This window comes from Bradyrhizobium australiense (assembly GCF_013114825.1).
In the GTDB taxonomy this organism is placed as follows: Bacteria; Pseudomonadota; Alphaproteobacteria; order Rhizobiales; family Xanthobacteraceae; genus Bradyrhizobium; species Bradyrhizobium australiense.
In genome coordinates this window covers 583,139-605,709 of record NZ_JAAVLX010000003.1, presented here as the reverse complement: position 1 = coordinate 605,709, position 22,571 = coordinate 583,139, and the positions used below count along the sequence as shown (strand labels likewise).

Genomic DNA, 22,571 nt, shown 5'->3' with positions numbered 1-22,571 from the left:
ATGCGCATCTAAAACGTGTGCTTCGCGCGCTTCGGAATGACGGGCCTCCATGTGCTTGCTCGGCGGCCGTGAATAAGCCACCATCTCCCCCGCTCAGATTATTAAAGCCAAAAATAGCGGGGAACGCATGAGCAAGTCCGTCGGGTTTTCCTACGGCTGGGTCGTGGTCGGGCTCGGTGCGCTGATGACGTGCGTCGCGTTCGGGTCGATGCTCTCCCTGGCCGTGTTCCTGCAGCCGATTTCGGAGGCGATGGGCTGGTCGCGCAGCGGCGTCTCGGCGGCGGCAACCATCGACTTTCTCGCCATGGGCTTGGCTGCATTTTTCTGGGGTACGCTGTCCGACCGGTTTGGCACCCGCATCGTGGTAGTTTCAGGCACGCTACTGCTTGGCGCCGGGCTGATCGGCGCGAGCCAGGCCACCAGCTTGTGGCAATTCCAATTAGCGTTCGGCGTCTTGATCGGGATCGCGGCCGGCAGTTTTTATGCGCCGATGGTAGCCGTAGCGAGCGCCTGGATCGAGCATCGCCGCAGCCTCGCGGTGGCGCTGGTTTCTGCCGGCATGGGCGTTTCACCGCTGACGGTCGCCCCATTCGCAAGCTGGCTGATCACGTCCTATGACTGGCGAACCGCGATGCTGGTGATCGGCATCGTCGCGTTGGCGCTTTTGATTCCGGCCTCATTGCTGGTGCGTCGGCCGCCGGAGCCCTCAACGCCTGCTGCCGCCAATGGTACCGGCGCGCCTGACGGTCAGTGGACGGTCACGCAGGCGCTGCGAACACCGCAATTTATCATCCTGGCATGCGCGCATTTCGCCTGCTGCGCAGCGCATTCGGGGCCGATCTTCCATCTGGTGAGCTACGCCATGATCTGCGGCATCGCGCCACTGACCGCAGTCACCGTCTACAGCCTCGCCGGCTTCTCCGGCCTCGGCGGGCGTCTGCTGCTCGGCATGCTGGCCGATCGCCTCGGCGCCAAGCACGTTCTGGTCGGCGGCCTGTTCGTGCAGGCCTTGTCGATCGCCACCTTCCTCGCGGTCGGCCAGCTCGGCGAGTTTTACGCCCTGTCCGTTGTTTTCGGCCTGGCCTATGGCGGCGTGATGCCGCTGTACGCCGTGCTGGTGCGCGAATATTTCGGTGTGCGCATCATGGGCAGCATGTTCGGCGCGGTCTCCGCCTTTGCCAGCCTCGGCATGGCGCTGGGCCCGCTCGCAGGCGGATGGGTGTTCGACGCCTTCCACGCGTACAACTGGCTCTATGTCGGCTCCTTCGCCATCGGTATGGCCGCCGTCGCCGTGGCTCTGAGCTTCCCGTCGGCCAAGCGGCCGCCGCAGCCGTCGCAGGATCTGGGGCGGGCGACGGCGTAAACTACGCGAGGGGCAACGATTTGCCTATGCCTTTGATGCGATCGCGGGGTCGGCCGTAACTTCGCGCCTGTCTTGAGTTTGCTTGAGATTGGCCTTGGCCCAGGCATCCAGCTTTCCGACGTAGACCTTCATGCTGTGGTCGGCGATGTTCTGAAATTGGCCGGTTCTGACCCAGGCAACCATTCCCCAAATCGTGCGCCAGATCTTCTGCGGCCAATTAGGCGACCGCCGCACCGGGGCAACACCCATTTTTCCGAAATACCGGGTGTCACCGACGTGGCGGTAGCCAAGGATCGCGGGAGGGATCGCCGGCACGAGGTCGACACCATTGGTAATACGGTAAAGCGGAGCCTTGACGTACATGTCGAACGAGGCGTCACCCGCTCGCGGACAGCCAAAAGTATAGCAAGCCGCGACACAATCGCGAACTGTCGCATCCTCGTCATTGGCCAATTCTGCCGTAGCCATCAACGCCAGCGCGCCACCAAGCGAATGGCCCGTGATATAGATCGGACGCGGCTTGGCTCGGATGGCTCGCCTGACGAAATCGAACATTGCGTCTCGGATTGGCCAATAGGCTTGGAAAAAACCCGTGTGAACACGCGTGCCGCCCTGCAGCGCGACGAACCGCGCATTCACATTGGTCTTCCAGTCGAGTTCATCTTCGGTGCCGCGAAATACGACAACGATGATATCGTTGCCTTCAACCATGTAACCTGCCGTGCCGACATCATTGTCAACCAAGCTGCTGCAGTCGAGAAATCCTTGCGCGCACAAATCGGTCCGAAATGCCTTGAACGCCTTTTCGTCCACTTCGAAGAGATTGTAAGCACGATACGCCAGCTTGGCCATCAGTAGCGCTGTGCGATCCGAATAAGCTGCCCGAAACGTCGGGATGTTCTTGAGGTCGTCTGGTTCAAAAAGGCCGATATCCATGACTAGCATCCTCCCTGCCGCCCTTTGAGAATACCGCATTTTGCGACGGAGCGCACCTGAGGTTGCATAAACTACTCCTGCACGATCCACGGCGTTGCGCCCGCTTCGCCTTGATCGACGGCGGCGGATGGGCCACCATCGCGGCTGCGCCAAGAACAAGCGAGTGCGAGGAAACGCATGAACAGACAGCCCGGCATCGACCTTGTGGAACGGGCGCGGGCGCTGGCGCCACTGATCGCGCGCGAGGCCGACGAGATCGAGCGGGCGCGGTGCCTGACGCCCGCGGTGACACAGGCGCTCATCGAGAACGGGCTTTACCGCGCGCTGCTGCCGAAGAGTTTTGGCGGCGCCGAGGTGCCGCTCGAAACCTTTATGCAGATGCAGGAGGAAGTCGCCAAGGCCGACGCCTCGACCGCGTGGTGCCTTGGCCAGTGCAGCGTCTGCGCCATGACCGCGGCCTATCTCGATCCCGATGCTGCGAACGAAATCTTCAACGTCGCGCCCGGCATTCTAGCCTGGGGCGCGATCAACCACGAAGTGCAGGCGGTTCCCGGCGGCTACAAGGCCAGCGCGCGCTGGGATTTTGCTTCCGGCTCGCGGCAGGCAAGCTGGCTCGGCGCCCATGTCCGGGTCGTCGAAGCCGACGGCACGGTGCGGCGCAGGCCGGACGGTTCGCCGGAGATTCGTACCATCCTGTTTCCGGCGACCAGCGCCACGATGTACGACGTCTGGGACGTGATCGGGCTGCGCGGCACCGGCACCGATTCCTATTCGGTCGACAATTTGTTCATTCCGGAAAAGTTCGCAGCGCTTCGCGACGATCCGGCGGCGCTGCGCGAGAACGGGCCGCTGTACAAGCTCTCCACCAACATGGTGTTCGGCATGGGCTTTGCGGCGACCTCGCTCGGCGTCGCCCGCGCCACGCTGGATGCGGCGATCGACCTTGCCAGGGGCAAGACGCCCCAAGCGTCAAAGGCGATGCGCGACAACAACGCCGTACAGGGCCTGATCGGGCGCACCGAGGCACAACTGCGCGCCACCCGCGCCTATCTCTATGCCACTGCAGCGGATGTGTGGCGCGACCTGTCGCAAGGCGCTGTTATCACCGAGGCCCACCGCGTGGCGCTGCGCATCGCCTCGACATGGACCATCCATCAATCGGCCGCCGTGGTCGACACCGCCTATCACATGACGGGCGCAACAGCCGTATTCAACGCCAACAAGTTCGAGCGCCGCTTTCGCGACATGCACGCCATCGCGCAGCAGATCCAGGGCCGTGACGCCCATTACGAGGATGCCGGCCGGGCGATCCTCTCGGGCAATCTCGACGCGCCGCCGACGACGCGATGAAGCGGCCGGCCCGACTGGTACGCGACGGACCCGGCTAGGAACCCCCTCGTAAGGCGCGCGTTGCTTCCTCGTAACCGCAACAACGAGGGAGATACGACATGCCCCGCGGTGACAAGTCCAGCTACACGACCAAGCAGAAACGCAAGGCCGAGCATATCGAGGAAGGTTACGAAGATCGAGGCGTCGGCAAGAAGGAGGCCGAGCGACGCGCCTGGGCCACCGTCAACAAGGAAACCGGCGGCGGCAACAAGAGCGGCTCCGGCCGCGGTGTCAAGGACACCAATGTCTCCGCAAAGCGCGGCGGCCGGATCGGCGGCGCGCGCGGCGGCAAGGCCGCTGCCAGCCGACCTGCAGCGGCGAGATCACGCTCGGCGAAGAAGGCAGCCGCCACGCGCAAGCGAAACGCAGCGGCACGGTCCAGCGCCCGCAAAACGACACGATCCAGCGCACGCAAGACGTCACGATCAGGCGCGCGGAAGACTGCGCGCAAGAGATAGGCGATGAGCGTTATTCCGGGATAGTGCGTTAGCGCGCAGCGCGGATGGAGCGAAGCGAAATCCGGCTCCGCGGCGGTGCCCGGATTGCGCAGAGGCTTTCATCGGGCCAACGCACCAGCGCCTCGAAGCCGGTGATGCGTCTGCTCGAAGATCGACCAGCGGCTGGTAATAGGGCCGCAGCGCATCGCCCTGGACGGCTTCGCGCAGGCCGGTTTCGATCTTGCGGCGGGTCTGGGCGCGCGCATCCATTCCCGCCTCGAAGAACGAGAACGTGCCGCGGGAATCGTTCTTGGCGCGGGACAATGCGAGGTCGGCGTTCTTCAGCAGTTTCTCGGATTCATCGCCATCGCCGGCCCGCGAATTCGTCGGAGTTGAGCCGCGCCAGCGCATCTTCCTCGCGCAGCATCGATTGCAATCGCTTGGCGACGCCGCGCAGGAGCTTGTCGCCTATGCCGTGGCCGAGCGTATCGTTCACCCCCTTGAAATGATCGAGGCCGAGCACGAGCACCGCCACCTTCTCGGCGCTGCGGCGAGTGCGCAGCAGGATGTCATCCATCTGCTGACGCAGCAATTGCGGTTCGGCAGCCCGGTCAGCCCGTCATGCTTGGCCATGAACGTCAGCCGGGCCTCGGCGCGCTTGCGCTCGGTGGTGTCCATCAGCGCGAGCAGGACCGCAGGCTGGTCGCCGTAAACAAGCTGGCGCGAATAGATCGCCAGATCGATCAGCGCGCCGTCGGCCCTGACATGCTTCCACGCGCGGGCCGCGCGCGCCCCCGTCGCCAGCGTGTTCGCCGGCCCATGGCGGCTCGACGTCGAAGGCCTGCAGGTTGCGGATCGTGAGCTTCTCGAATTCGCCGCGAGTGTAACCATCATGCTGGACCGCAGAATCATTGACGGCGAGAATTCGTTCGTCACCGCGCGCGCAGACGATCATCGGAACCGGATTGCTGCAGCTTCTTGAGCCTCGCTGAGATCCATTCTTCTTCGCGCCCGATCCTTCCGGATAATCGCTCAGCGCGACACCGACGCGGATCGTATCCTCCAGCCGCACGCCCGGCCTGAACAGGTCCGAACTGCGGCTATACATCTCCGCATATTTGTTGTTCCAGAGAATGTAACGGCCTTCGGCGTCGAGAAACACGATCCCCGGCGGCAGGATGTCGATCGCCTCACGCAAGCGCTCGTGCGATTTGCGCGTCTCCGCCAGCGCGGCTTCGACCTCGGCGCGCGTGCGCGAGACCTCGCCTCACGCAAGGGCGGCGGCTGGCAGGCAGCTTCACAGTTGCAAAGTTTTCAGATAAGTCTCTGAAAAAGGTATCTCTTCTCGTAGAAACTGCTCACGCGCGCGCGCTCATGCGCCGCCTGACAAAAAGACACGCACACGCTTTGCGTGTGCTGACCTCGGTGCAGACCGCCGATACAATGGCAAAATCCATGCGCGGCCGCCGAGGCACAGCTACTCGCGCGGCGGATGCACAAGGAATGCGCGAAACGCCGAACGTGCGCATGAATATTCGTCAATGATCGGGAGGGTTATCGCACAGTTAAGGCGCCCGCGCCCAACGCCTGTTCAACACAGGGAAGTTGCCGCGGCTTGCGCTTCCGGTACGACATCGTGATCGTAAAGCCGTCTGCGGAACGCCGCATGGTCTGCTATCTCGGCATCGCGAACGCCGAGATCGGCGTAGGACGAGTCATAGCGCATCCCGTTCTCGCGCGCACCGCGCTGAACCGCCGCTACCCGTTCGCGCCTCAGCCGCTCATAAGCCAGCAGCGCGGCAGGCACGTTGGCGCGCGACGCCCGCGCCAGAATTGTTGCCAGCGCCATGCCGTCCTCGATCGACTGGTTGGCGCCCTGGCCGAGATGCGGCAGCATCGGATGCGCGGCATCGCCGAGCAGCGCCAAGCGGCCGCGCGTCCAGGTAGGCAGCGGCTCGCGATCGTACAGCGCCCATCGGAACGTCTTGTCGACCTGGCTTAACAACGCGTCGATGCGCGGGTCCCAGCCCTCGAACTCGCGGCGAAGCACGTCGGGATCTCCGGGCGCAGACCAGGATTCTTTCATTTCGGCATCAGCCGGCACGAAGCCGACATAGTTGATGAGTTCGCCCGATCGGACCGGAAAGCTGAGAAAATGTTTTCCCTGACCCAGCCACATCTGCCAGCAATCGGTCGGCCAGTGCGGAATGCGCTGATGCGGCAGCACGCCGCGATACGCGACGGAGCCGTGAAACACCGGCCGCGACGGCGGCGCCGCATAGCGCCGGAGCTCCGAATGGATGCCATCCGCAGCAATGACGACGTCGCCCTCGGCGACGGCTCCGTTGGCGAATGTCACACGCGGAACCTGATCGGCCTGCTCAAAGCCTGTGGCGCGATGATCCGTGCGAACCACGGCGGGCGGCAATGCGCTGGCCAGAATCTCGACCAGGTCCGCGCGATGCATGCCGAACGTCGCATTCCAGCCCGCCGAGTCCGTCACCTGAACCGGGGCGATCGGTGCGCCGTCGTGGCGAAAATAGTGAGAGCCGGTACCGACCTTGGCGCCCTGTCGTTCCACCCGATCTCCGAGGCCTACTCGCTGCAATTGCCGCACGCTGTTTGGCGTCAGGAATACCCCTGCCCCGACCTCGCCGAGCGCGGGTGCCTGCTCGTAGACGGAAACGTCGAAGCCGTGAGCGATCAGCGCGTTCGCGGCGAACAATCCGCCGATTCCGCCCCCAATGATCACAACAGTGAGCTGCGGCTGCGTCATCGTTCCACGCAAAAGGCTTCGGAAACTTGCTCGTTCAAGCTATCCTTCTTTGCTGCAAACACCAAATGCCGGCACCATAGACCGGACGGAGAACGGCAGCAGGAGGAGTTTCGATGCGCGGCTCCATGCTAGCTCTGCTTGCTACCTCCCGTAAACTGGCGCTACTGCCGATGGTTCTGGTCTTGTCCGCGCATTTTTATGCGCATGCATCGGCCGCGGACTATCCGGACCGTCCCGTGAAGATCGTCGTGCCCTTCCCTGCCGGAGGAACGGCCGATGCCATTCCGCGGATTGTCGCGGACTGGCTGTCACGCAAATGGAGCCAGCCGGTGGTCATCGAAAACCGCACGGGCGCCGCAGGAAACATCGGCGCCGAACAGGTCTTTCATTCGGCGCCTGACGGCTACACCCTGCTCTCATCACCACCGCCGCCGCTTGTGATCAATCACAATCTGTACCCCCGGCTCGGCTTCGATCCGACGAAATTCGAGCCGATTATCGTGATGGCCCAGGTACCGAACGCGCTGATCATCAATCCGAACAGCATCAAGGCATCGAGCGTGCCCGAATTGATCGAATATCTGAAAGGCAATTCCGACAAGACGATCTGCGCCACGCAGGGCAACGGCACGACCTCGCATCTGACATCGGAGCTGTTTCAACTGATGGCGAAGGTGAAGCTGCGCCACATTCCCTATCGCGGCTCGGCGCCCGCGCTGCAGGGGCTTGTCGCCGGCGATGTCGACGTCATGTTCGACAATCTCGGCGTCTCGCTCGCGCTCGTTCAGGCCGGCAAGTTGAAATTGCTCGCCGTGGCCTCGTCCGAACGGCTGCCGGCGCTGCCGGACGTACCAACGATCGCCGAAACGCTGCCGGGTTTCGAAGCGGTCGCCTGGTACGGCATCGTGGCGCCGCCCAAAACTCCGAAAAACATCGTCGACAAGATCAATGCCGATGTGAACGAGGCCTTGCGCCAGCCGCGCGTGCAGGAGCAGCTCAAGAAGCTATCCGCCGTTATTTTCGGCGGTGCGGTCGACAAGTCATCCGCTTACATGCGCGAGGAAATCGACCGGTGGGCCGCGGTGATCAAGTCCGCCAACATCGAACTGCAGTGAGGGCCCGCGTTAGTCGATCTCGATGCGGGCAGTGCGTTGGAGCGGGGGTCACGCAATTGCGCTTGTGGCGCCTGTCCTCTCTTATCGATTTCATGCTACGTTAGCGCGAATTGAGTTATCCGATGAACTCTCTGGTCCGATGAACCCCCGCCTGATTCTGATCCCCCTCATAGCCTTGCTAGCCGCCGCCAATGCCGCGAGTGCATGGGCGCAGGACAAGGGCACGGTCCATCCAAAACCGCTGCCGCCGCTCGCCAATCCCAACGACCCCAAGATCGCTGCCAAGGAGCTGTTCGGCCGCAAGGAGCTGCCGGCGGCGATGCCGACGCGCGTGCACGGGTTCTACGCCCATGGCTGCATCGCAGGCGCGGAAGGGCTGCCGATCAACGGCGATAATTGGCAGGTGATGCGGCTGTCGCGCAATCGCTACTGGGGCCATCCCGATCTGGTCGCACTGGTCAAGCGGCTGGCCGCAAAAGCGCGAAGGGATGCGGGCTGGCCCGGCATCCTGGTCGGCGATATGTCGCAGCCGCGCGGCGGGCCGATGTTCACCGGGCACGCCAGCCATCAGGTGGGGCTCGACGCCGACATCTGGCTAACGCCGATGCCGAGCCGGCAATTGTCGCGCAACGAGCGCGAGGAAATGTCGGCGGTGATGATGGTGCGTGACGACCGGCTCGATATCGACCCAAGAGTGTTCACGCCGGGGCATCTCGCGGTGATCCGCGCCGCTGCACTGGAGCCCACCGTACAGCGCATCTTCGTCAATGCCGCGATCAAGAAGGCGCTGTGCCGCGAGGCAAAGGGCGACCGCGGCTGGCTCCACAAGGTGCGGCCGATGTACGGCCACGACTATCACTTCCACATCCGCATCAAATGCCCGCCCGGCGCAACTGAATGCGAGAGCCAGCCCGACCCGAACGAAGGCGAAGGCTGCAGCGCGGGCGATCTCGCCTACTGGTTCAGCGATGCGGTGCTACATCCGAAACCGCCGAAAGTGCCCCCGAAGCCGAAGCCGCCAATGACGATGGCGGAGCTGCCGCCCGCCTGCAAGACGGTGCTGAAGGCACCGGATGCCAAACACGAAGTATCAAGCAGACCGACCGGAGAACGATGATGAAAGTTTGGCCCCTGATTGCATCGATCGCATTCGTCACGAGCGTGAACGCACAGACCCCTTATGCAGCAATGCAGACCCGCTCGATCAAGGCGCTATCCGAGCAGCAGATTGCCGACCTCGGCGCCGGCCGCGGAATGGGCCTGGCGCTCGCGGCCGAACTAAACGGCTATCCGGGGCCATCGCACGTTCTCGAGCTTGCCGACAAGCTCGAACTCTCCGCCGCACAACGCGCCAGCATGCAGCGCCTGTTCGATTCCATGAAAGGCGAAGCGATGCCGCTGGGCGCCAAGCTGATCGAGCAGGAAGCCGAACTGGACAAGCAGTTTGCCACCCGCACTGTCACGCCGGAAAGTCTGAAAGCGTCCACCGCGGCCGTTGCCGCCACGCAGGGGATGTTGCGCGAGACCCATCTGAAATATCATTTGTCGACCGGAGGCATTTTGACCCCGTCGCAGATGACAAAATATGCGGAGTTGCGGGGTTACGGCAGCAGCGGGCACAAGCGACACCATCACCATTAACGGTCCGGCAAGCTGGCCCGGCTGCACCTTGCAAGGCGGTGCAGCCGCCTTTACCTCCTTTCCTATCCTGACTATTGTCAGGGCTGGCGATGATCCCGATCGACCGCAAGTCTTTCGGGGGAATACCGGAACGGCGCTTCCGACGGTCGCCTCACCCAACCAACGCCTGTCTTGCTGTGCTGCGACCGCAGCCCGCAATCACGCATGGAGCGCCCGATGAATCGTCTTGCCGGCCTTGTCCTGGCCTTTTCCGTGTCACTGGCAGCTATCCCGTCGCCCGCCGCCGCGCAGGAAAAGTCCCTGACCATCTTCGCCGCGGCGTCGATGAAGAATGCGCTCGACGAGATCGACGCCGCCTATGCCGCGAAGAACGGGGTCAAGATCACCGTCAGCTATGCCGCCAGTTCTGCGCTCGCCCGACAGATTGAGCAGGGCGCGCCCGCCGATGTATTCATCTCCGCCGACATCGACTGGATGGACTATGCGATCGGAAAGAAGACCATCAACGAACCGAGCAGGGTCAATCTGCTTGGCAACAGCATCGTGCTGATCGCGCCGAAGGATTCGAAAATCGACAATGTGAACATCGGCCCAGGCTTCGATCTTTCAAGGCTCGCCGGCGACGGCAGGATCGCCACCGGCGACGTGAAATCCGTGCCCGCCGGCAAATACGCCAAGGCGGCGCTGCAAAAGCTCGGATCATGGCAGGCCGCTGAGCAGAAATTCGCGATGGCCGTTGACGTTCGCGCCGCGCTGACGCTGGTAGCGCGCGGCGAGGCCGCGCTCGGCATCGTCTATTCCACCGACGCCAAGGCCGAGCCCGGCGTCAAGGTTGTGGGCACCTTCCCGGCCGATTCCCATCCCGCGATCATCTATCCCGTAGCGGCGACGACAACCGCGAAGCCGCAAGCCTTGAACTATCTCGCCTTTCTGCGCTCAACGGCGGCGAAAACTATTTTTGATAAATACGGCTTCAAGTTCCTCGTCAGCCCCTCAACCTGATGTCCGAGATCTCGCCCGCCGAATGGACCGCCATCCTGCTGTCGCTGCGGGTCGCCATCATGGCAACACTGGTGGCGACGCCCTTTGGCATCGGGCTGGCATGGCTGCTAGCGCGGCGTGAGTTCTGGGGCAAATCCGTCCTCGACGCCCTTGTCCATTTGCCGCTGGTGCTGCCACCGGTCGTTACCGGATATTTGCTGCTGCTGACCTTCGGCCGCCGCGGCCTGGTCGGCGCGTGGCTCGCCGATAACCTCGGCATCGTGTTCGCGTTTCGCTGGACGGGCGCAGCGCTGGCCTGCGGCATCATGTCGTTTCCACTCTTGGTGCGACCGATCCGACTGTCGATCGAGGCGGTCGATCGCCGGCTGGAGCAGGCCTCAAGCACCCTCGGCGCAGCACCCTGGCAGGTGTTTGCGACGGTAACGCTGCCGCTGGCGCTGCCGGGCGTGCTGGCCGGCATGGTGCTCGGCTTTGCCAAGGCGATCGGCGAATTCGGCGCCACCATCACCTTCGTCTCGAACATCCCCGGCGAAACCCAGACCATTTCGTCGGCGATCTATTCGCTGATCCAGGCGCCGGATGGCGATGCCGCGGCGGGACGGCTGGTGCTGATTTCCATCGTGATCGCCATGGGCGCCCTGATTGCGTCCGAATGGTTCGCGCGGCGCGCGACGAAACGCCTGCACGGGAACTGACCATGCTGCGCGTCGACGTCACCAAGCAACTCGGCGAATTCTCGCTGGAGGCTTCCTTCGAAAGCCAGGGCCGCGTCACCGGGCTATTCGGGGCGTCCGGCGCCGGCAAGACATCCCTGATTAACATGATCGCCGGTCTGATGCGGCCCGATCGCGGCGTCATCGCGCTTGACGGCGAAACACTGGATGATACTTCCGCGGGCGTCCACGTACGGCCGCACCGACGCCGGATTGGCTACGTGTTTCAGGACGCACGGCTGTTTCCGCATCTCGATGTGCGGCAAAACCTCGACTATGGCCGACGCATGAACCGTCTCGCGACGGATTCCGCACAGCTCACACGCATCACCGACCTGCTCGACATCGGCGGCCTCTTGGAACGCCGCCCCGGAAAGCTCTCCGGCGGCGAGCGCCAGCGTGTGGCGCTCGGCCGCGCACTGTTGTCGAAGCCACGTTTACTGCTGCTGGACGAGCCGCTGGGCTCGCTCGACGAAGGCCGCAAGGAGGAAATCCTGCCCTATCTGGTGCGGCTGCGCGACGAAGGCATCCCCATGGTCTATGTCAGCCACGACGCGGCCGAGCTGCGTCAGCTCGCGACACAGATCGTGATGCTCAAGCACGGCCGCGTCACCGCGCTCGGCGGCGTCAAGGTGCTGACGTAGCGTATTGTGAGTAAGTGCGGCCGCAACGGGACCGAGCTCCCTTCCCGCTTGCGGGGGAGGGCCGGGGTGGAGGTGCCGCCGCGGGTCACACTGCCCCTATGGAGAGAGTGCCCCCACCCGGATCGCATCTTGCGATGCCCGACCTCCTCCGCAAGCGGGAGAGGTAAAGCAAGCCGCAAGCTCACTCCGGCACAATCCGCACCGCGCCGCGCGCGGCGCTCGTCGTGAGCGCCGCATAGGCCTTCAGCGCCGTCGTCACATTGCGGCTGCGCTTCCTGGCCGGCTTCCACGCGTCGGCCCCACGGGCCAGCATAGCTTCGCGGCGTTTTGCTAACGTCACGTCATCGACCGCGAGGCTGATCGAGCGCGCGGGGATGTCGATCTTGATGAGATCGCCGTCTTCCACGAGGCCGATCAGGCCGCCCTCGGCGGATTCCGGCGAGATGTGTCCGATCGACAGGCCCGAGGAGCCGCCGGAGAACCGGCCGTCGGTGATCAGCGCACAGACCTTTCCGAGCCCCTTCGATTTCAAATAGCTCGTCGGGTACAGCATCTCCTGCATGCCGGAAGACCGCCGTCCCTAGAGAAAGCATGCGCGGCATCGCGGATGCAGCCTGTCGCGCGATCGGCATCGAGCTCTTCGAACCGGCGTTCCTGGCTGAACGCGACTTGCGTCGGGACATTGCCCGGCGCCGCCGTGAAGAACTTTCTGACACTTTCGCTCCTGGTCTGCTTGATATCCCAGCGGCTCAGCGCATCTTCCAGCGTCTTGCTGTGAACCATCGGCAGGCCGCGGTTGAGCAGGCCCGCGCGGTCGAGTTCGCCGAGGATGGCCATGATACCACCGGCCCGGTGAACATCCTCCAGATGCACGTCCGCCACCGATGGCGCGACCTTGCACAGCACCGGCACGCGTCGTGACAGGCGGTCGATGTCTTGCATCGTGAACGGCACCTTGCCTTCGTAAGCCGCCGCCAGCAGATGCAGCACCGTGTTGGTCGAGCCGCCCATGGCGATGTCGAGCGTCATCGCGTTCTCGAACGCCTTGAAGTTCGCGATCGTCCGCGGCAGCGCGGTTTCGTCATCCTGCTCGTAATAGCGCCGCGCCAGGTCGACGATCAGGTGCCCGGCCTCCACAAACAAGCCCTTGCGGTCCGCATGCGTCGCCAGCACCGAGCCGTTGCCCGGCAGAGCAAGCCCCAGCGCCTCGGTCAGACAGTTCATGGAATTGGCCGTGAACATGCCCGAGCACGAGCCGCAGGTCGGACAGGCCGAGCGCTCAATCGCTTCCACATCCGCATCGCTGACATTGCTGTCGGCAGCCGCAACCATGGCGTCGATCAGATCGACGGCACGGAGCTTGCCCTTGATGTTGACCTTGCCCGATTCCATCGGCCCGCCCGAGACGAATACGGTCGGGATGTTGATCCGCAATGCCGCCATCAGCATGCCGGGCGTGATCTTGTCGCAGTTGGAGATACAGACCATCGCGTCGGCGCAATGCGCATTGACCATGTACTCGACGCTGTCGGCGATGATCTCGCGCGACGGCAGGCTGTAGAGCATGCCGTCATGGCCCATTGCGATGCCGTCGTCGACCGCGATTGTGTTGAACTCCTTGGCGACGCCGCCGGCCTTCTCGATCTCGCGGGCGACGAGCTGGCCGAGATCCTTCAGGTGCACGTGGCCGGGCACGAACTGGGTGAACGAATTGACCACGGCAATGATCGGCTTGCCAAAATCCTCGTTCTTCATGCCGGTGGCGCGCCAGAGGCCGCGGGCGCCCGCCATATTGCGGCCGTGTGTCGTGGTTCGGGAGCGGTAGGCGGGCATGATCTATCCTCTTGGATCGCGAAAGGCGTCTTTTAGACGGTAAGCCCTGCCGCTTAAAGCGGCTTGGTGCAGGGTCGTTATGCGCCGACGAGTCCAAAACGGGACAGGGTGCAAACGCCCTTGCCCGGCTGCCGCTAGACGATCTCGCGCGCGCGCAGTTCCGCGATCGTCTGCGCGTCATAGCCGAGCGAGGCCAGCACCTCCTCGGTATGGGCGCTGAGCGCCGGCGCCATGCGGTCGAGCCGCCCGCCCCCATGGGCGAGCTGGAACCCGCTACCGGCAAAACGCAAGCGGCCATAGGGCGTATCGATCTCCTGAATGGCGCCGCGCGCGGCGATCTGCGGGTGCTCGATCACCTCCTCGATCTTCCAGATGCTGGCGCAGGGCGCGCCCGCGGCTTCCAGGATCTTCTCCCAATCGCGCGGGTCCTTGTTCGATAGCGCCTCCTCGATAATGGCCCGCAAAGCCTTCTCGTTCTCCTGCCGGGCAAACCAGTCAACGAAGCGCGGGTCATCCAGCGCGTCCGCACGGCCGAGCGCGGTCATCAGCGCACGGTATTGCTTCTCGCTGTTGACGGCGAGCAGCAGATAGCCGTCGCCGGCCTTGAACAGATTGGCAGTGGGCCTTCGGCTCACGGCCTGATTGCCGGAAAGCTGCTGGCGATGGCCGGCGACCGAGTAGTCCGCGACCTGCCCGGACAGGAACGCCAGCGTCGCCTCGAGCATGGAGACGTCGACCATCTGCCCTTTGCCGGTATGGGTGCGCTGGAACAACGCGCTCGACACGCCGAAGGCTGCGGTAGCCCCGGACAGAACGTCGCAGACCGCAAAGCCCGCCCGCGTCGGTCCGGTTTCAGGATGGCCGGTGATCGACATGATGCCGGACAGCGCCTGGATCTTACCGTCATAGCCTGCGCCCAATCGTTCCGGCCCGGTCTGGCCGAAGCCGGAAATGGCGCAATAGATCAGACGCGGATTGATCGCCGAGAGCGCGGCATAGCCGATGCCGAGCTTGTCCATCACGCCGGGGCGAAAATTTTCCATCACCACGTCGGCCTGGCCGGCGAGCTGCTTGACGATGGTGATCGCCTCCGGCCTCGAGAGATCGAGGGTGAGGCTGCGCTTGTTGCCGTTGATCGCCTGCCAGCCCGGCGCAAGGCCGCGCTCAGCCCATTCGCGGCTGAGCGGCGTGCGGCGCATGTCCTCGCCTTCGCGACGCTCCACCTTGATGACGTCGGCCCCGAGCAGCGCGAGCTGGTAGCTCGCGTAGGGGCCAGCCAGCACCTGCGTGAAGTCGAGAATCTTCACGCCTTCGAACGGTCGGGTCAAATGGACGTCCTCCGAAATCGCTCTTCTTGTTTTGCGTCTTCTGGTTCTGAACCCGCGCGGGTTCAGGCCGCCCGGTTGCTGCGCGCGATTTCCTTCTGCTTGTCGAACTCGGCGCGGCGCCGCGCCAGCTCTTCCGGGCTCATCTGCGAGACGTTGTTGTAGTCGAGCTTCCAGGACGCATCCTCGCTCCAGCGCAGCGGCGACTGCATTGTCGTGTGCGCGCCGGGGGCAGACTCCAGTAGCCGCAGCGCCAACTCGAGCGTGAGCGCCTGCGACTCCAGATCGTGCGGCTTGCCGGCGGAATTGCCGAGCGGGAAATCCGAAAACAGGAAGCGCGGTGCGGCGGCGTATTCGACAATATCCTTGGCGCAACCCATCACCACGGTGCCGATGCCGTTGGCTTCGAGATGACGTGCAACCAGCGCCGACGTCTGGTGGCAGACCGGGCAATTCGGAACGATCACGGCAACATCGACTTTGTCGGCGAGGCAGCGGGCGAGGATATCCGGGGCGTCGACATCGATGGTGACGCGATGGCTGCGATTGGTCGGCGCGCCGAAGAAGCGGGGCGCGACCTCGCCAATCCGCCCCGAGGCTCTGGCTTTCAGAAGCTGCGGCAGCGGAAACCAGGTGCCGCTGTCAGTTGCCGTGGTGTGCTTGCGGTCGTAGCCGATATGCGAGATGCGCAAATCGTGCTGCTTCGAGGTGTCGTCGTCATAGACCTTGTAGAACTTGGCGCTGCCATTGTAGGCCGCGCCCGGTCCCTGATCGCCCTTGGTGGGATCATACTGGGCGGCCGTGGTGACGATGGTAACGCGCGATTGCGCGAGCGGCTTTTTCAGCGGCTGGAACGGCGCATCGACGTAATGCGCCCAGCGATAGGGCGTGGTGTAGCCGATCGCCGCGTAGTACTCGCGGGTCCGCTGCATATAAGGAACGGGAGAATCATAATCGGGCGCAAAGTCGAGCTGGTCGTCAGAGGGGCCGGACATTGTTGTGTCTCTCCTGCGTTTCCACCGTGAGGCCTGTGAAGCGACCTTCGGCCACAGGCTAATGATACTCCGTTCATTCCTCAACTGCGGATATTGCATCAGACCTGCGCGGGATCGCGCTTCCTGACCGCGGAGTTCAGGGCTGCATGGCGTTGAACGCTCGTTGCGTGCTGTAGGTCACACGTGAGCGCTGGTTCATGAAAATCCCTCGAACTTTCTCCGCGCCGGCCGCGTCTCACAGGCAGATCAGGCAATCACGCCTGGATTGGAGAATGTAAATGCTTCGCAAGATTTCCCTCGCGGCCGTTGCCGCTCTCGCCCTCACTGCGGCAGCCGTTGCACCGGCGTCCGCCGGCGGCGGGCATGGCGGTCATGGCGGCCATGGTGGCCACGGCATGCACGGTGGCCATGGCCACGGCGGCCACTGGGGCCATCACCACTTTGGATCGGCGTTCTATGTTGGCGGAAGCTGCTACAAGACCATCTTCACCAAATATGGTCCGCGCACCGTCTACATCTGCGGCCCACTCTACTGAGCGCGCTTGAAAAGCGCGCTGGAAGGGAAGGCCTCAGCCGACCGGCTGAGGCCTTTTCGGTCTGTCGAATGGCCTCCTGATACCCGTCGGCTTTCGATGGAACTGAAGAGCTTGAAAACTCGTTCAGAATGGACAGGCTCCTGATCGCATCAGAACTTTGAACAGGAGGAAACAGGCACCCATCGCCGCAACGGAGGTTAGCAATGCCTGATACCGCTGGAACGACGGACCACGTGTACAAGATCCTGGATCTCGTTGGATCTTCCGAAAAGAGCATCGAAGAAGCCATTCAGAACGCCATCACCCGTGCATCAAAGACCATTCGCGAAATGAAATGGTTCGAAGTCGTGCAAACCAGAGGCCATATCGAAAATGGGTCTGTGCGCCACTACCAGGTCACCTTGCGCGTCGGGTTTACGCTGGAAGAGTAACTCTGGCGCAACGCCCCTCATCAAATCCAAACGTCGCGCTCTGTGAGGAACCCTAGTTGTACTGCGTCATAGCTGCTCAAGCCTCTCATCTCAGGAAAAAGCGCACTTGCGCTTATTCCGAAGGAGCCCGCGAGAAGCGGGCGTCTCGAAGGATGCAGGCCGCGGACGGACCTCATGGTTCGAGACACACTTCGCGCTCCTCACCATGAGGGACTTATGACGCCAGCGAGAGTATTGTGGCGGTCAAACGCCTGCCACCGACGACCAGATCTCCGCAAGCTTGCGCTTGAAGGCTTGCCAGCGTGTCACAGGAATAACCTTCTCCTCATCTTCTGGCAGCCGCAGGCCAACCACGTTGACGCGGCCGCCACTGATATTGCGCGCGACCAATACGATGGGATCCAGCGTCAGCTCCGCGCCTTCTTTCGGCGCGTGGTCGAGATGGATATCGAAATAATCCGACAGCGTCATCTTCGCCTGATCATCGCCGATGGCGACGCCATAGACCTCCGCCAGCTCACCCAGCGTGTGCTCGCCCGACACCATGAAATCCCCGAGCAGATGCGGGTCGGGCGCCGTGCTCGGCGGCATCTCGACAAAGAAGCGATCCAGCGCCTCGGCCTTTTCCGGCGGCGCCAACAGATAGATGTAGTCGCCGGCTTCGATCGGATCGGCCTCGGCAGGCGAGAGAATACGCTCGTCACGTATCACGAGCGTCGGCTTTGACCAGGATGGCGTGAGGCCACGGCGGAAATACAAGCTCTTCGCCCGTACGGGATAACCGACCAGTTGCTGCTCGAGCTGGCCGGGCAGATCGAGTTCGACGCGCCGCGGACCGCGGTCGGCGCGCGGCAGGGCGACGTGCAGCCACCTCGCCGCCGGCGCCAGTGTCCAGCCCTGCAGCAAGAGCGAGATGACGACCACGACAAAAGCGACATCAAAATAGAGATAGGCTTTCGACAACCCGACCAGCATCGGGATCGAAGCAAGAAAGATCGCGACCGCGCCGCGCAGGCCGGTCCAGGCGATGAAAACCTTTTCCCGCCAGTTGAACCGGAACGGCGCCAGGCATAGGAGCACCGCGAGCGGTCGCGCCGCGAGCATCAGCACGAGTGCCACGACGACGGCCGGCGCCACGCTATCCAGCAGGCGCTGCGGCGACGCAAGAAGGCCGAGCAGGACGAACATCACGATCTGCGCCAGCCAGGTCGCTGCATCGAGAAACGTCACCACCGAATTATGCGCGCGCGTCGGCCGGTTGCCGAGGATGATGCCGGCCAGATAGACCGCAAGAAAGCCCGAGGCCTGCAAGATCTGCGCTGCGCCGAAGATCACCAGCGCAGCGGTCGTAACGAAGGGCGCATGCAGGCCCTGCGGCAGCGCCATGCGGTTGAGGGTCAGCACCATCAGCCGGCCGCCAATGACGCCGACTACCGCGCCGAGCAACCCGCCCCGGGCAAGCTCGATGGCAACGTGCGCCGGCGAGCTTTCGCCAATCGAAATGAATTCGACCAGCATCAGGGTGAGAAATATCGCGAATGGATCGTTGGTGCCGGATTCGGCTTCCAGCGTTGCTCCGACCCGCGGCCTGAGGCGCAGGCCCTGCGTATGCACGAGCAGAAACACGGCCGCTGCGTCCGTCGATGCCACGACAGCTCCCACCAGCAGCGACTCGGTCCAGTTCAGATCGAGGACGTATTTGGCCGCTGGCGCGGTAACCAGCGCCGTGACCAGCACGCCGATGGTCGCCAGCACCATGGAGGGCGCAAGCACCGTGCGAATGCTCTGAAATTTCGTTCGCAGGCCGCCGTCGAACAGGATCAGCGCCAGCGCCACCGAGCCGACCAGATAGGTAGTGCGGACGTCGTCGAAGCTGAGCTGGCCAGGCCCGGCATCGCCGGCCAGCATGCCGATCAGGAGGAACACCAGCAGCAGCGGCGCCCCGAAGCGCAGCGCAAGCAGGCTCGACAGGATGCCCGCCATCACCAGAATGGCGCCCAGAAAGATGGCGATGCTGACCGAGTCGAGAGAAGCCATGAACCTCCGATATCGTCGCAAATACTTGCAATTGCATCCTTATCGTTGCCACACTTGATCGCCAACCCATTTCTGCGATAGCGCCAATGCGCCCGATTTACGGGCCTTACTTGCTCCCGCGACCGTCGTATCAATGGCGTCCGCACTCCGCTTGTGGGAATCTGCCTGCGCCTTGCGAATCAACTTTGCCTGATGAGGTCGGGTCGCCTCGAACGAGATTTTGCCGATGGATTGGAAAGAGATCATCGAGATCCTGCACAACGCCGCGCGGTCGGTCGGCGCGGAGGTCACCTCGCCCTGGTTCTACCTGCAACTGGGACTGATCCTGACCGCCGCAGGCATCGCCTGGGCCGGCGCCGCCGCGGTGCGCTCGAGGATAGACGTTTCGTCTGTTGCGATGGGCTGGCCGGCGCCGTTCCGACTGTTCGTCCGCGTGCTGGTCGGCAGCACGCCGACGGCGGTGTTCGCGCTTCTGATGACGCTGGCGCGCGGGGTCATGATCGCGTCGACCTGGCCGAGCCGTTCCTATCTGCTCGCAGTTGCCGCCAAGCTTGCCTTCGCGTGGCTGGTCATCAATCTCGTCACGTCGGTGATCCGCAATACCTTCGTGGTCCGGCTGGTGTCGATATCGGCCTGGCTGGTCGTGGCCCTGAGCACTCTGGGCCAGCTCGAGCCGGTGGTCGAGGCGCTCGATTCGGTCTCGATCGTGCTCGGCGATCTCAGGCTGACGCCGCTGCTGCTGATCAAGCTAGGTGCGCTCCTGATCGTGGCGCTGTGGCTGACCAATATCGCCAGCAATTTCGTGGAAGGCCGCATCACCCGGTCCGGCGACCTGACCCCGTCGATCCAGGTGCTGCTGGTCAAGATCGTCCGGTTCACGCTGATGGTATTTGCCATTGCGGTCGCCTTGAGCGCGGTCGGCATCAACCTCGCGGCCCTTGCGGTGTTCACCGGCGCGGCCGGCGTCGGTATCGGCCTTGGCCTGCAGAAGATCGTCGCCAACTTCATCAGCGGCATCATCCTCTTGGTCGACAAGTCGGTGAAGCCGGGCGACCTCGTCACCATCGGCGACAACACCGGGCGCATCAGCACGATGAAGACGCGCTACATCTCGGTGGCCGCCGGCGACGGCCGCGAGTTCCTGATCCCGAACGAGGATCTGGTGACGCAGAAGGTCGTGAACTGGACCTATACCGACAAGAACACGCTGGTGAAGGTGCTGTTCAGCACGAATTACGACGCCGATCCGCGGGCCGTGTGCAAGCTGGCCATCGACGTTGCCGGCGCCGTGCCGCGCGCCATCAAGAACAAGCCCCCAAACTGCATCCTGACCGAATTCGCCGAGGCCGGGATGAAGTTCTCGCTGACCTTCTGGTTGCCCGATCCTGATGGCCTCGACAACGTCAAGAGCGACGTGATGCTGGCGCTGTGGGACGCGTTCAAGCGGGAGGGGATCCGCGTTCCCTATCCGGTCCGCGAAATCCGCGTCCGCGGCGGCGCGCTGCCGGTCGAGCCCGTGGTGGAAGTTTCCGGCTAGATGCAAGCCATTTAACGCCGCGCCATGGCCCAACCTCGGCTTGCACTGACCGTTCCGATCATTAAATTAGGCACTTAAATCAGCCCATTACCGTTCCTCCGAAGCATGGCCACCCATGAGCTATATTGAAGCGTCAGACACCTCCTTGCGAAAAACCGGCCAGATCAAGCTGCATGGCGCGAGCGGCTTCGCCGGCATGCGCAAGGCGGGCGCGCTGGTTGCCAAATGCCTCGACGAGCTCACCGACGTCATCAAGGCGGGCGTCCCGACGTCGCGGATCGACGAGTTCGTCCGCGACTTCGCCTTCAGCCATGGCGCCTATCCGGCGACGCTGATGTATCGCGGTTACCGCTACTCGACCTGCACCTCGATCAATCATGTGGTCTGCCACGGCATGCCGGGTGACCGCGCGCTGAAGGAAGGCGACATCGTCAACATCGACGTCACCTTGATCGTCGACGGCTGGTACGGCGATTCCAGCCGCATGTACGTTATCGCTCCAATCGCGCGCAAGGCCGAGCGGCTGATCGAGGTGACCTATGAGGCGATGATGCGCGGCATCGCCGCGGTGAAGCCCGGCGCCACCACCGGCGACATCGGCCATGCCATCCAGAGCTTTGTCGAGCCGCAGGGCATGAGCGTGGTGCGCGATTTCTGCGGCCATGGCCTCGGGCGCATGTTCCACGACGAGCCCAACATCATCCATATCGGCCGGCCCGGCGAAGGCGTGATGCTCAAGCCCGGCATGTTCTTCACCATCGAGCCGATGATCAATCTCGGCAAGCCGCATGTAAAGATCCTGTCCGACGGCTGGACCGCGGTGACGCGCGACCGCTCGCTGTCGGCGCAATTCGAGCATTCGGTTGGCGTGACCGCCACCGGCGTCGAAATTTTTACGTTGTCAGAGCGCAACGGCGAGAAGCCGCTGGCGACGTCATAATTGGGCCGGCGCGAGGCATAATCGCCGGTTATCACTCCGGCTTCCGGCGCGCTCTCGAAGGACGGCAACGGCTATGCGCTCACGGCGTGAAGGCCTGATCGCGCGTTGATTGGAACAGAAGGCGCCGCGCTCCGCGGCGCCTTTTTATCAGAGATCGGCCACGCTTGGCCCCATCCGGCTTGCCCACTAAACCGCAATTTTTTCCAAGCGGTACGCATCCTCATTTGCGAAATCTCCCCAAAGAGTACGAATTCGACGGGAGAACATTATGGCCAGTGAAGCCCTCTCATTCACCGAGGCACTATGCAGCAGCGGTCCAGCGCCGGATCGCGCCGACAAGATGATGCTGTATGGCCGGTTCGTCGGCGCATGGGACGGCACCGTGACGGTGCACCGCGCGAACGGCGAGCGCTTCGATTCCAGTTGCGAGGTGCATTTCGGCTGGGCGCTGCAGGGCCGCGCGATCCAGGACGTCTGGATCGTGCCCGCGCGAACCGGGCGTGCGGCCGGAGAGAGCGACAGGATGTACGGCACGACTTTACGGATCTACGATCCCGGGCAGGACAACTGGCAGATCATTTTCGTCGATCCGGTGAGGCAGTCATACAACCAGATGATCGGCCGGCAGGTCGGCGACGACATCGTGCAGGAATATCGCGACGCCTCAGGCACCATTTGCCAGTGGTGCTTCACCGAGATCGAAGCCAATTCGCTGCACTGGATCAGCCGCGAATCGGCGGACGAGCGGCAGACGTGGCGGCTGACCGGCGAATTTCACCTCAAGAGGAGCGGGCATCCGAGGACGGCGACGAGGATAGCGTAGTCCAGCGTTTTAACTGAATGCCTACCACTGGGCGAAAGCGGTCGCGAAATCAATCACTGCGATTTTCCCGGTTGCAAAAATTCGTGTCCACGGCACAT

The 22,571-nt window shown here is 63.3% G+C and carries 21 protein-coding genes and 1 pseudogene; 14 read left to right on the top strand and 8 right to left on the bottom strand.

From position 1 onward, the window contains the following. The first annotated feature begins 127 nt into the window (after positions 1–127). Complete coding sequence (locus HCN58_RS09965; protein ID WP_171579175.1) at positions 128–1,363, top strand: MFS transporter; 1,236 nt, start codon at positions 128–130, stop codon at positions 1,361–1,363. Between the two features lie 24 nt (positions 1,364–1,387). Here HCN58_RS09965 and HCN58_RS09960 read toward each other — a convergent pair whose 3' ends face one another. Then, complete coding sequence (locus HCN58_RS09960; RefSeq protein ID WP_171579174.1) at positions 1,388–2,299, bottom strand: lipase family protein; 912 nt, start codon at positions 2,297–2,299, stop codon at positions 1,388–1,390. 177 nt (positions 2,300–2,476) lie between these two features. On the opposite strand from HCN58_RS09960, the gene HCN58_RS09955 reads away from it, so the two are divergent. Continuing rightward, positions 2,477–3,649, top strand: a complete 1,173-nt coding sequence (locus tag HCN58_RS09955; RefSeq protein ID WP_171579173.1) for an acyl-CoA dehydrogenase family protein — start codon at positions 2,477–2,479, stop codon at positions 3,647–3,649. 98 nt (positions 3,650–3,747) lie between these two features. Further along, entirely contained in the window at positions 3,748–4,146 is a 399-nt protein-coding gene (locus tag HCN58_RS09950; protein WP_171579172.1) for a hypothetical protein, read from the top strand. A 337-nt stretch (positions 4,147–4,483) separates the two neighbouring features. On the opposite strand, the gene HCN58_RS35665 is transcribed toward HCN58_RS09950, so the two are convergent. The 3 genes from HCN58_RS35665 to HCN58_RS09940 all read right to left on the bottom strand — a co-directional run bounded on the left by HCN58_RS35665 (position 4,484) and on the right by HCN58_RS09940 (position 6,901). Beyond that, entirely contained in the window at positions 4,484–4,717 is a 234-nt protein-coding gene (locus HCN58_RS35665) for a diguanylate cyclase domain-containing protein (RefSeq protein WP_235983518.1), read from the bottom strand. A 27-nt stretch (positions 4,718–4,744) separates the two neighbouring features. Continuing rightward, positions 4,745–5,287: a PAS-domain containing protein gene (locus HCN58_RS35660; RefSeq protein WP_376701170.1), complete on the bottom strand. Its 543-nt coding sequence runs from the start codon at positions 5,285–5,287 to the stop codon at positions 4,745–4,747. Positions 5,288–5,716: 429 nt separating this feature from the next. Continuing rightward, the gene (locus tag HCN58_RS09940) at positions 5,717–6,901 is read right to left on the bottom strand and encodes an FAD-dependent monooxygenase (RefSeq protein ID WP_171579171.1); all 1,185 of its coding nucleotides are present in this window, start codon (positions 6,899–6,901) and stop codon (positions 5,717–5,719) included. Between the two features lie 113 nt (positions 6,902–7,014). Between HCN58_RS09940 and HCN58_RS09935 the strand changes: the two genes are divergently transcribed. The 6 genes from HCN58_RS09935 (at position 7,015) to modC (ending at position 12,016) form a co-directional block, all read left to right on the top strand. Then, positions 7,015–8,016, top strand: coding sequence for a Bug family tripartite tricarboxylate transporter substrate binding protein (locus HCN58_RS09935; protein ID WP_171579170.1), 1,002 nt, complete (start codon positions 7,015–7,017; stop codon positions 8,014–8,016). A gap of 139 nt (positions 8,017–8,155) precedes the next feature. After that, positions 8,156–9,133: a penicillin-insensitive murein endopeptidase gene (gene mepA, locus HCN58_RS09930; protein ID WP_171579169.1), complete on the top strand. Its 978-nt coding sequence runs from the start codon at positions 8,156–8,158 to the stop codon at positions 9,131–9,133. Further along, positions 9,133–9,657 (top strand): Spy/CpxP family protein refolding chaperone, encoded by a 525-nt coding sequence (locus HCN58_RS09925; protein ID WP_235983516.1) that lies wholly within the window; start codon positions 9,133–9,135, stop codon positions 9,655–9,657. Before mepA ends, HCN58_RS09925 begins: the two co-directional genes overlap by 1 nt. A 216-nt stretch (positions 9,658–9,873) precedes the next feature. Continuing rightward, positions 9,874–10,659, top strand: coding sequence for a molybdate ABC transporter substrate-binding protein (gene modA, locus HCN58_RS09920; protein ID WP_171579167.1), 786 nt, complete (start codon positions 9,874–9,876; stop codon positions 10,657–10,659). Beyond that, positions 10,659–11,354, top strand: coding sequence for a molybdate ABC transporter permease subunit (gene modB, locus HCN58_RS09915; protein ID WP_171579166.1), 696 nt, complete (start codon positions 10,659–10,661; stop codon positions 11,352–11,354). The genes modA and modB overlap by 1 nt, the downstream gene beginning before the upstream one ends. Positions 11,355–11,356: 2 nt before the next feature. Further along, positions 11,357–12,016, top strand: a complete 660-nt coding sequence (modC, locus tag HCN58_RS09910) for a molybdenum ABC transporter ATP-binding protein (RefSeq protein ID WP_171579165.1) — start codon at positions 11,357–11,359, stop codon at positions 12,014–12,016. 181 nt (positions 12,017–12,197) lie between these two features. Here the strand turns inward: modC and ilvD are convergent. From ilvD to HCN58_RS09895, 3 genes and pseudogenes are all read right to left on the bottom strand, one after another. Next, positions 12,198–13,849 (bottom strand): annotated as a pseudogene (ilvD, locus tag HCN58_RS09905) (dihydroxy-acid dehydratase). 134 nt (positions 13,850–13,983) lie between these two features. Then, positions 13,984–15,177 (bottom strand): CaiB/BaiF CoA transferase family protein, encoded by a 1,194-nt coding sequence (locus HCN58_RS09900; RefSeq protein ID WP_171579164.1) that lies wholly within the window; start codon positions 15,175–15,177, stop codon positions 13,984–13,986. A gap of 62 nt (positions 15,178–15,239) precedes the next feature. Then, entirely contained in the window at positions 15,240–16,169 is a 930-nt protein-coding gene (locus HCN58_RS09895; RefSeq protein WP_171579163.1) for a glycine reductase, read from the bottom strand. A 278-nt stretch (positions 16,170–16,447) separates the two neighbouring features. Between HCN58_RS09895 and HCN58_RS09890 the strand changes: the two genes are divergently transcribed. Both HCN58_RS09890 and HCN58_RS09885 read left to right on the top strand, forming a co-directional pair. Then, the gene (locus tag HCN58_RS09890) at positions 16,448–16,705 is read left to right on the top strand and encodes a sulfur globule protein precursor (protein WP_171579162.1); all 258 of its coding nucleotides are present in this window, start codon (positions 16,448–16,450) and stop codon (positions 16,703–16,705) included. A 203-nt stretch (positions 16,706–16,908) separates the two neighbouring features. Beyond that, positions 16,909–17,136, top strand: a complete 228-nt coding sequence (locus tag HCN58_RS09885; protein WP_171579161.1) for a dodecin — start codon at positions 16,909–16,911, stop codon at positions 17,134–17,136. A 243-nt stretch (positions 17,137–17,379) separates the two neighbouring features. Here the strand turns inward: HCN58_RS09885 and HCN58_RS09880 are convergent, their stop codons facing one another. Then, positions 17,380–19,173 carry a potassium/proton antiporter gene (locus HCN58_RS09880; protein WP_171579160.1) on the bottom strand — a complete coding sequence of 598 codons (1,794 nt, stop codon included), beginning with the start codon at positions 19,171–19,173 and terminating at the stop codon, positions 17,380–17,382. Between the two features lie 226 nt (positions 19,174–19,399). Between HCN58_RS09880 and HCN58_RS09875 the strand changes: the two genes are divergently transcribed. The 3 genes from HCN58_RS09875 (at position 19,400) to HCN58_RS09865 (ending at position 22,473) form a co-directional block, all read left to right on the top strand. Further along, positions 19,400–20,710, top strand: coding sequence for a mechanosensitive ion channel family protein (locus tag HCN58_RS09875; protein ID WP_171579159.1), 1,311 nt, complete (start codon positions 19,400–19,402; stop codon positions 20,708–20,710). A 115-nt stretch (positions 20,711–20,825) separates the two neighbouring features. Further along, complete coding sequence (map, locus tag HCN58_RS09870) at positions 20,826–21,650, top strand: type I methionyl aminopeptidase (RefSeq protein WP_171579158.1); 825 nt, start codon at positions 20,826–20,828, stop codon at positions 21,648–21,650. Between the two features lie 268 nt (positions 21,651–21,918). Then, positions 21,919–22,473 carry a hypothetical protein gene (locus tag HCN58_RS09865; RefSeq protein ID WP_171579157.1) on the top strand — a complete coding sequence of 185 codons (555 nt, stop codon included), beginning with the start codon at positions 21,919–21,921 and terminating at the stop codon, positions 22,471–22,473. The last annotated feature ends 98 nt before the right edge of the window (positions 22,474–22,571 follow it).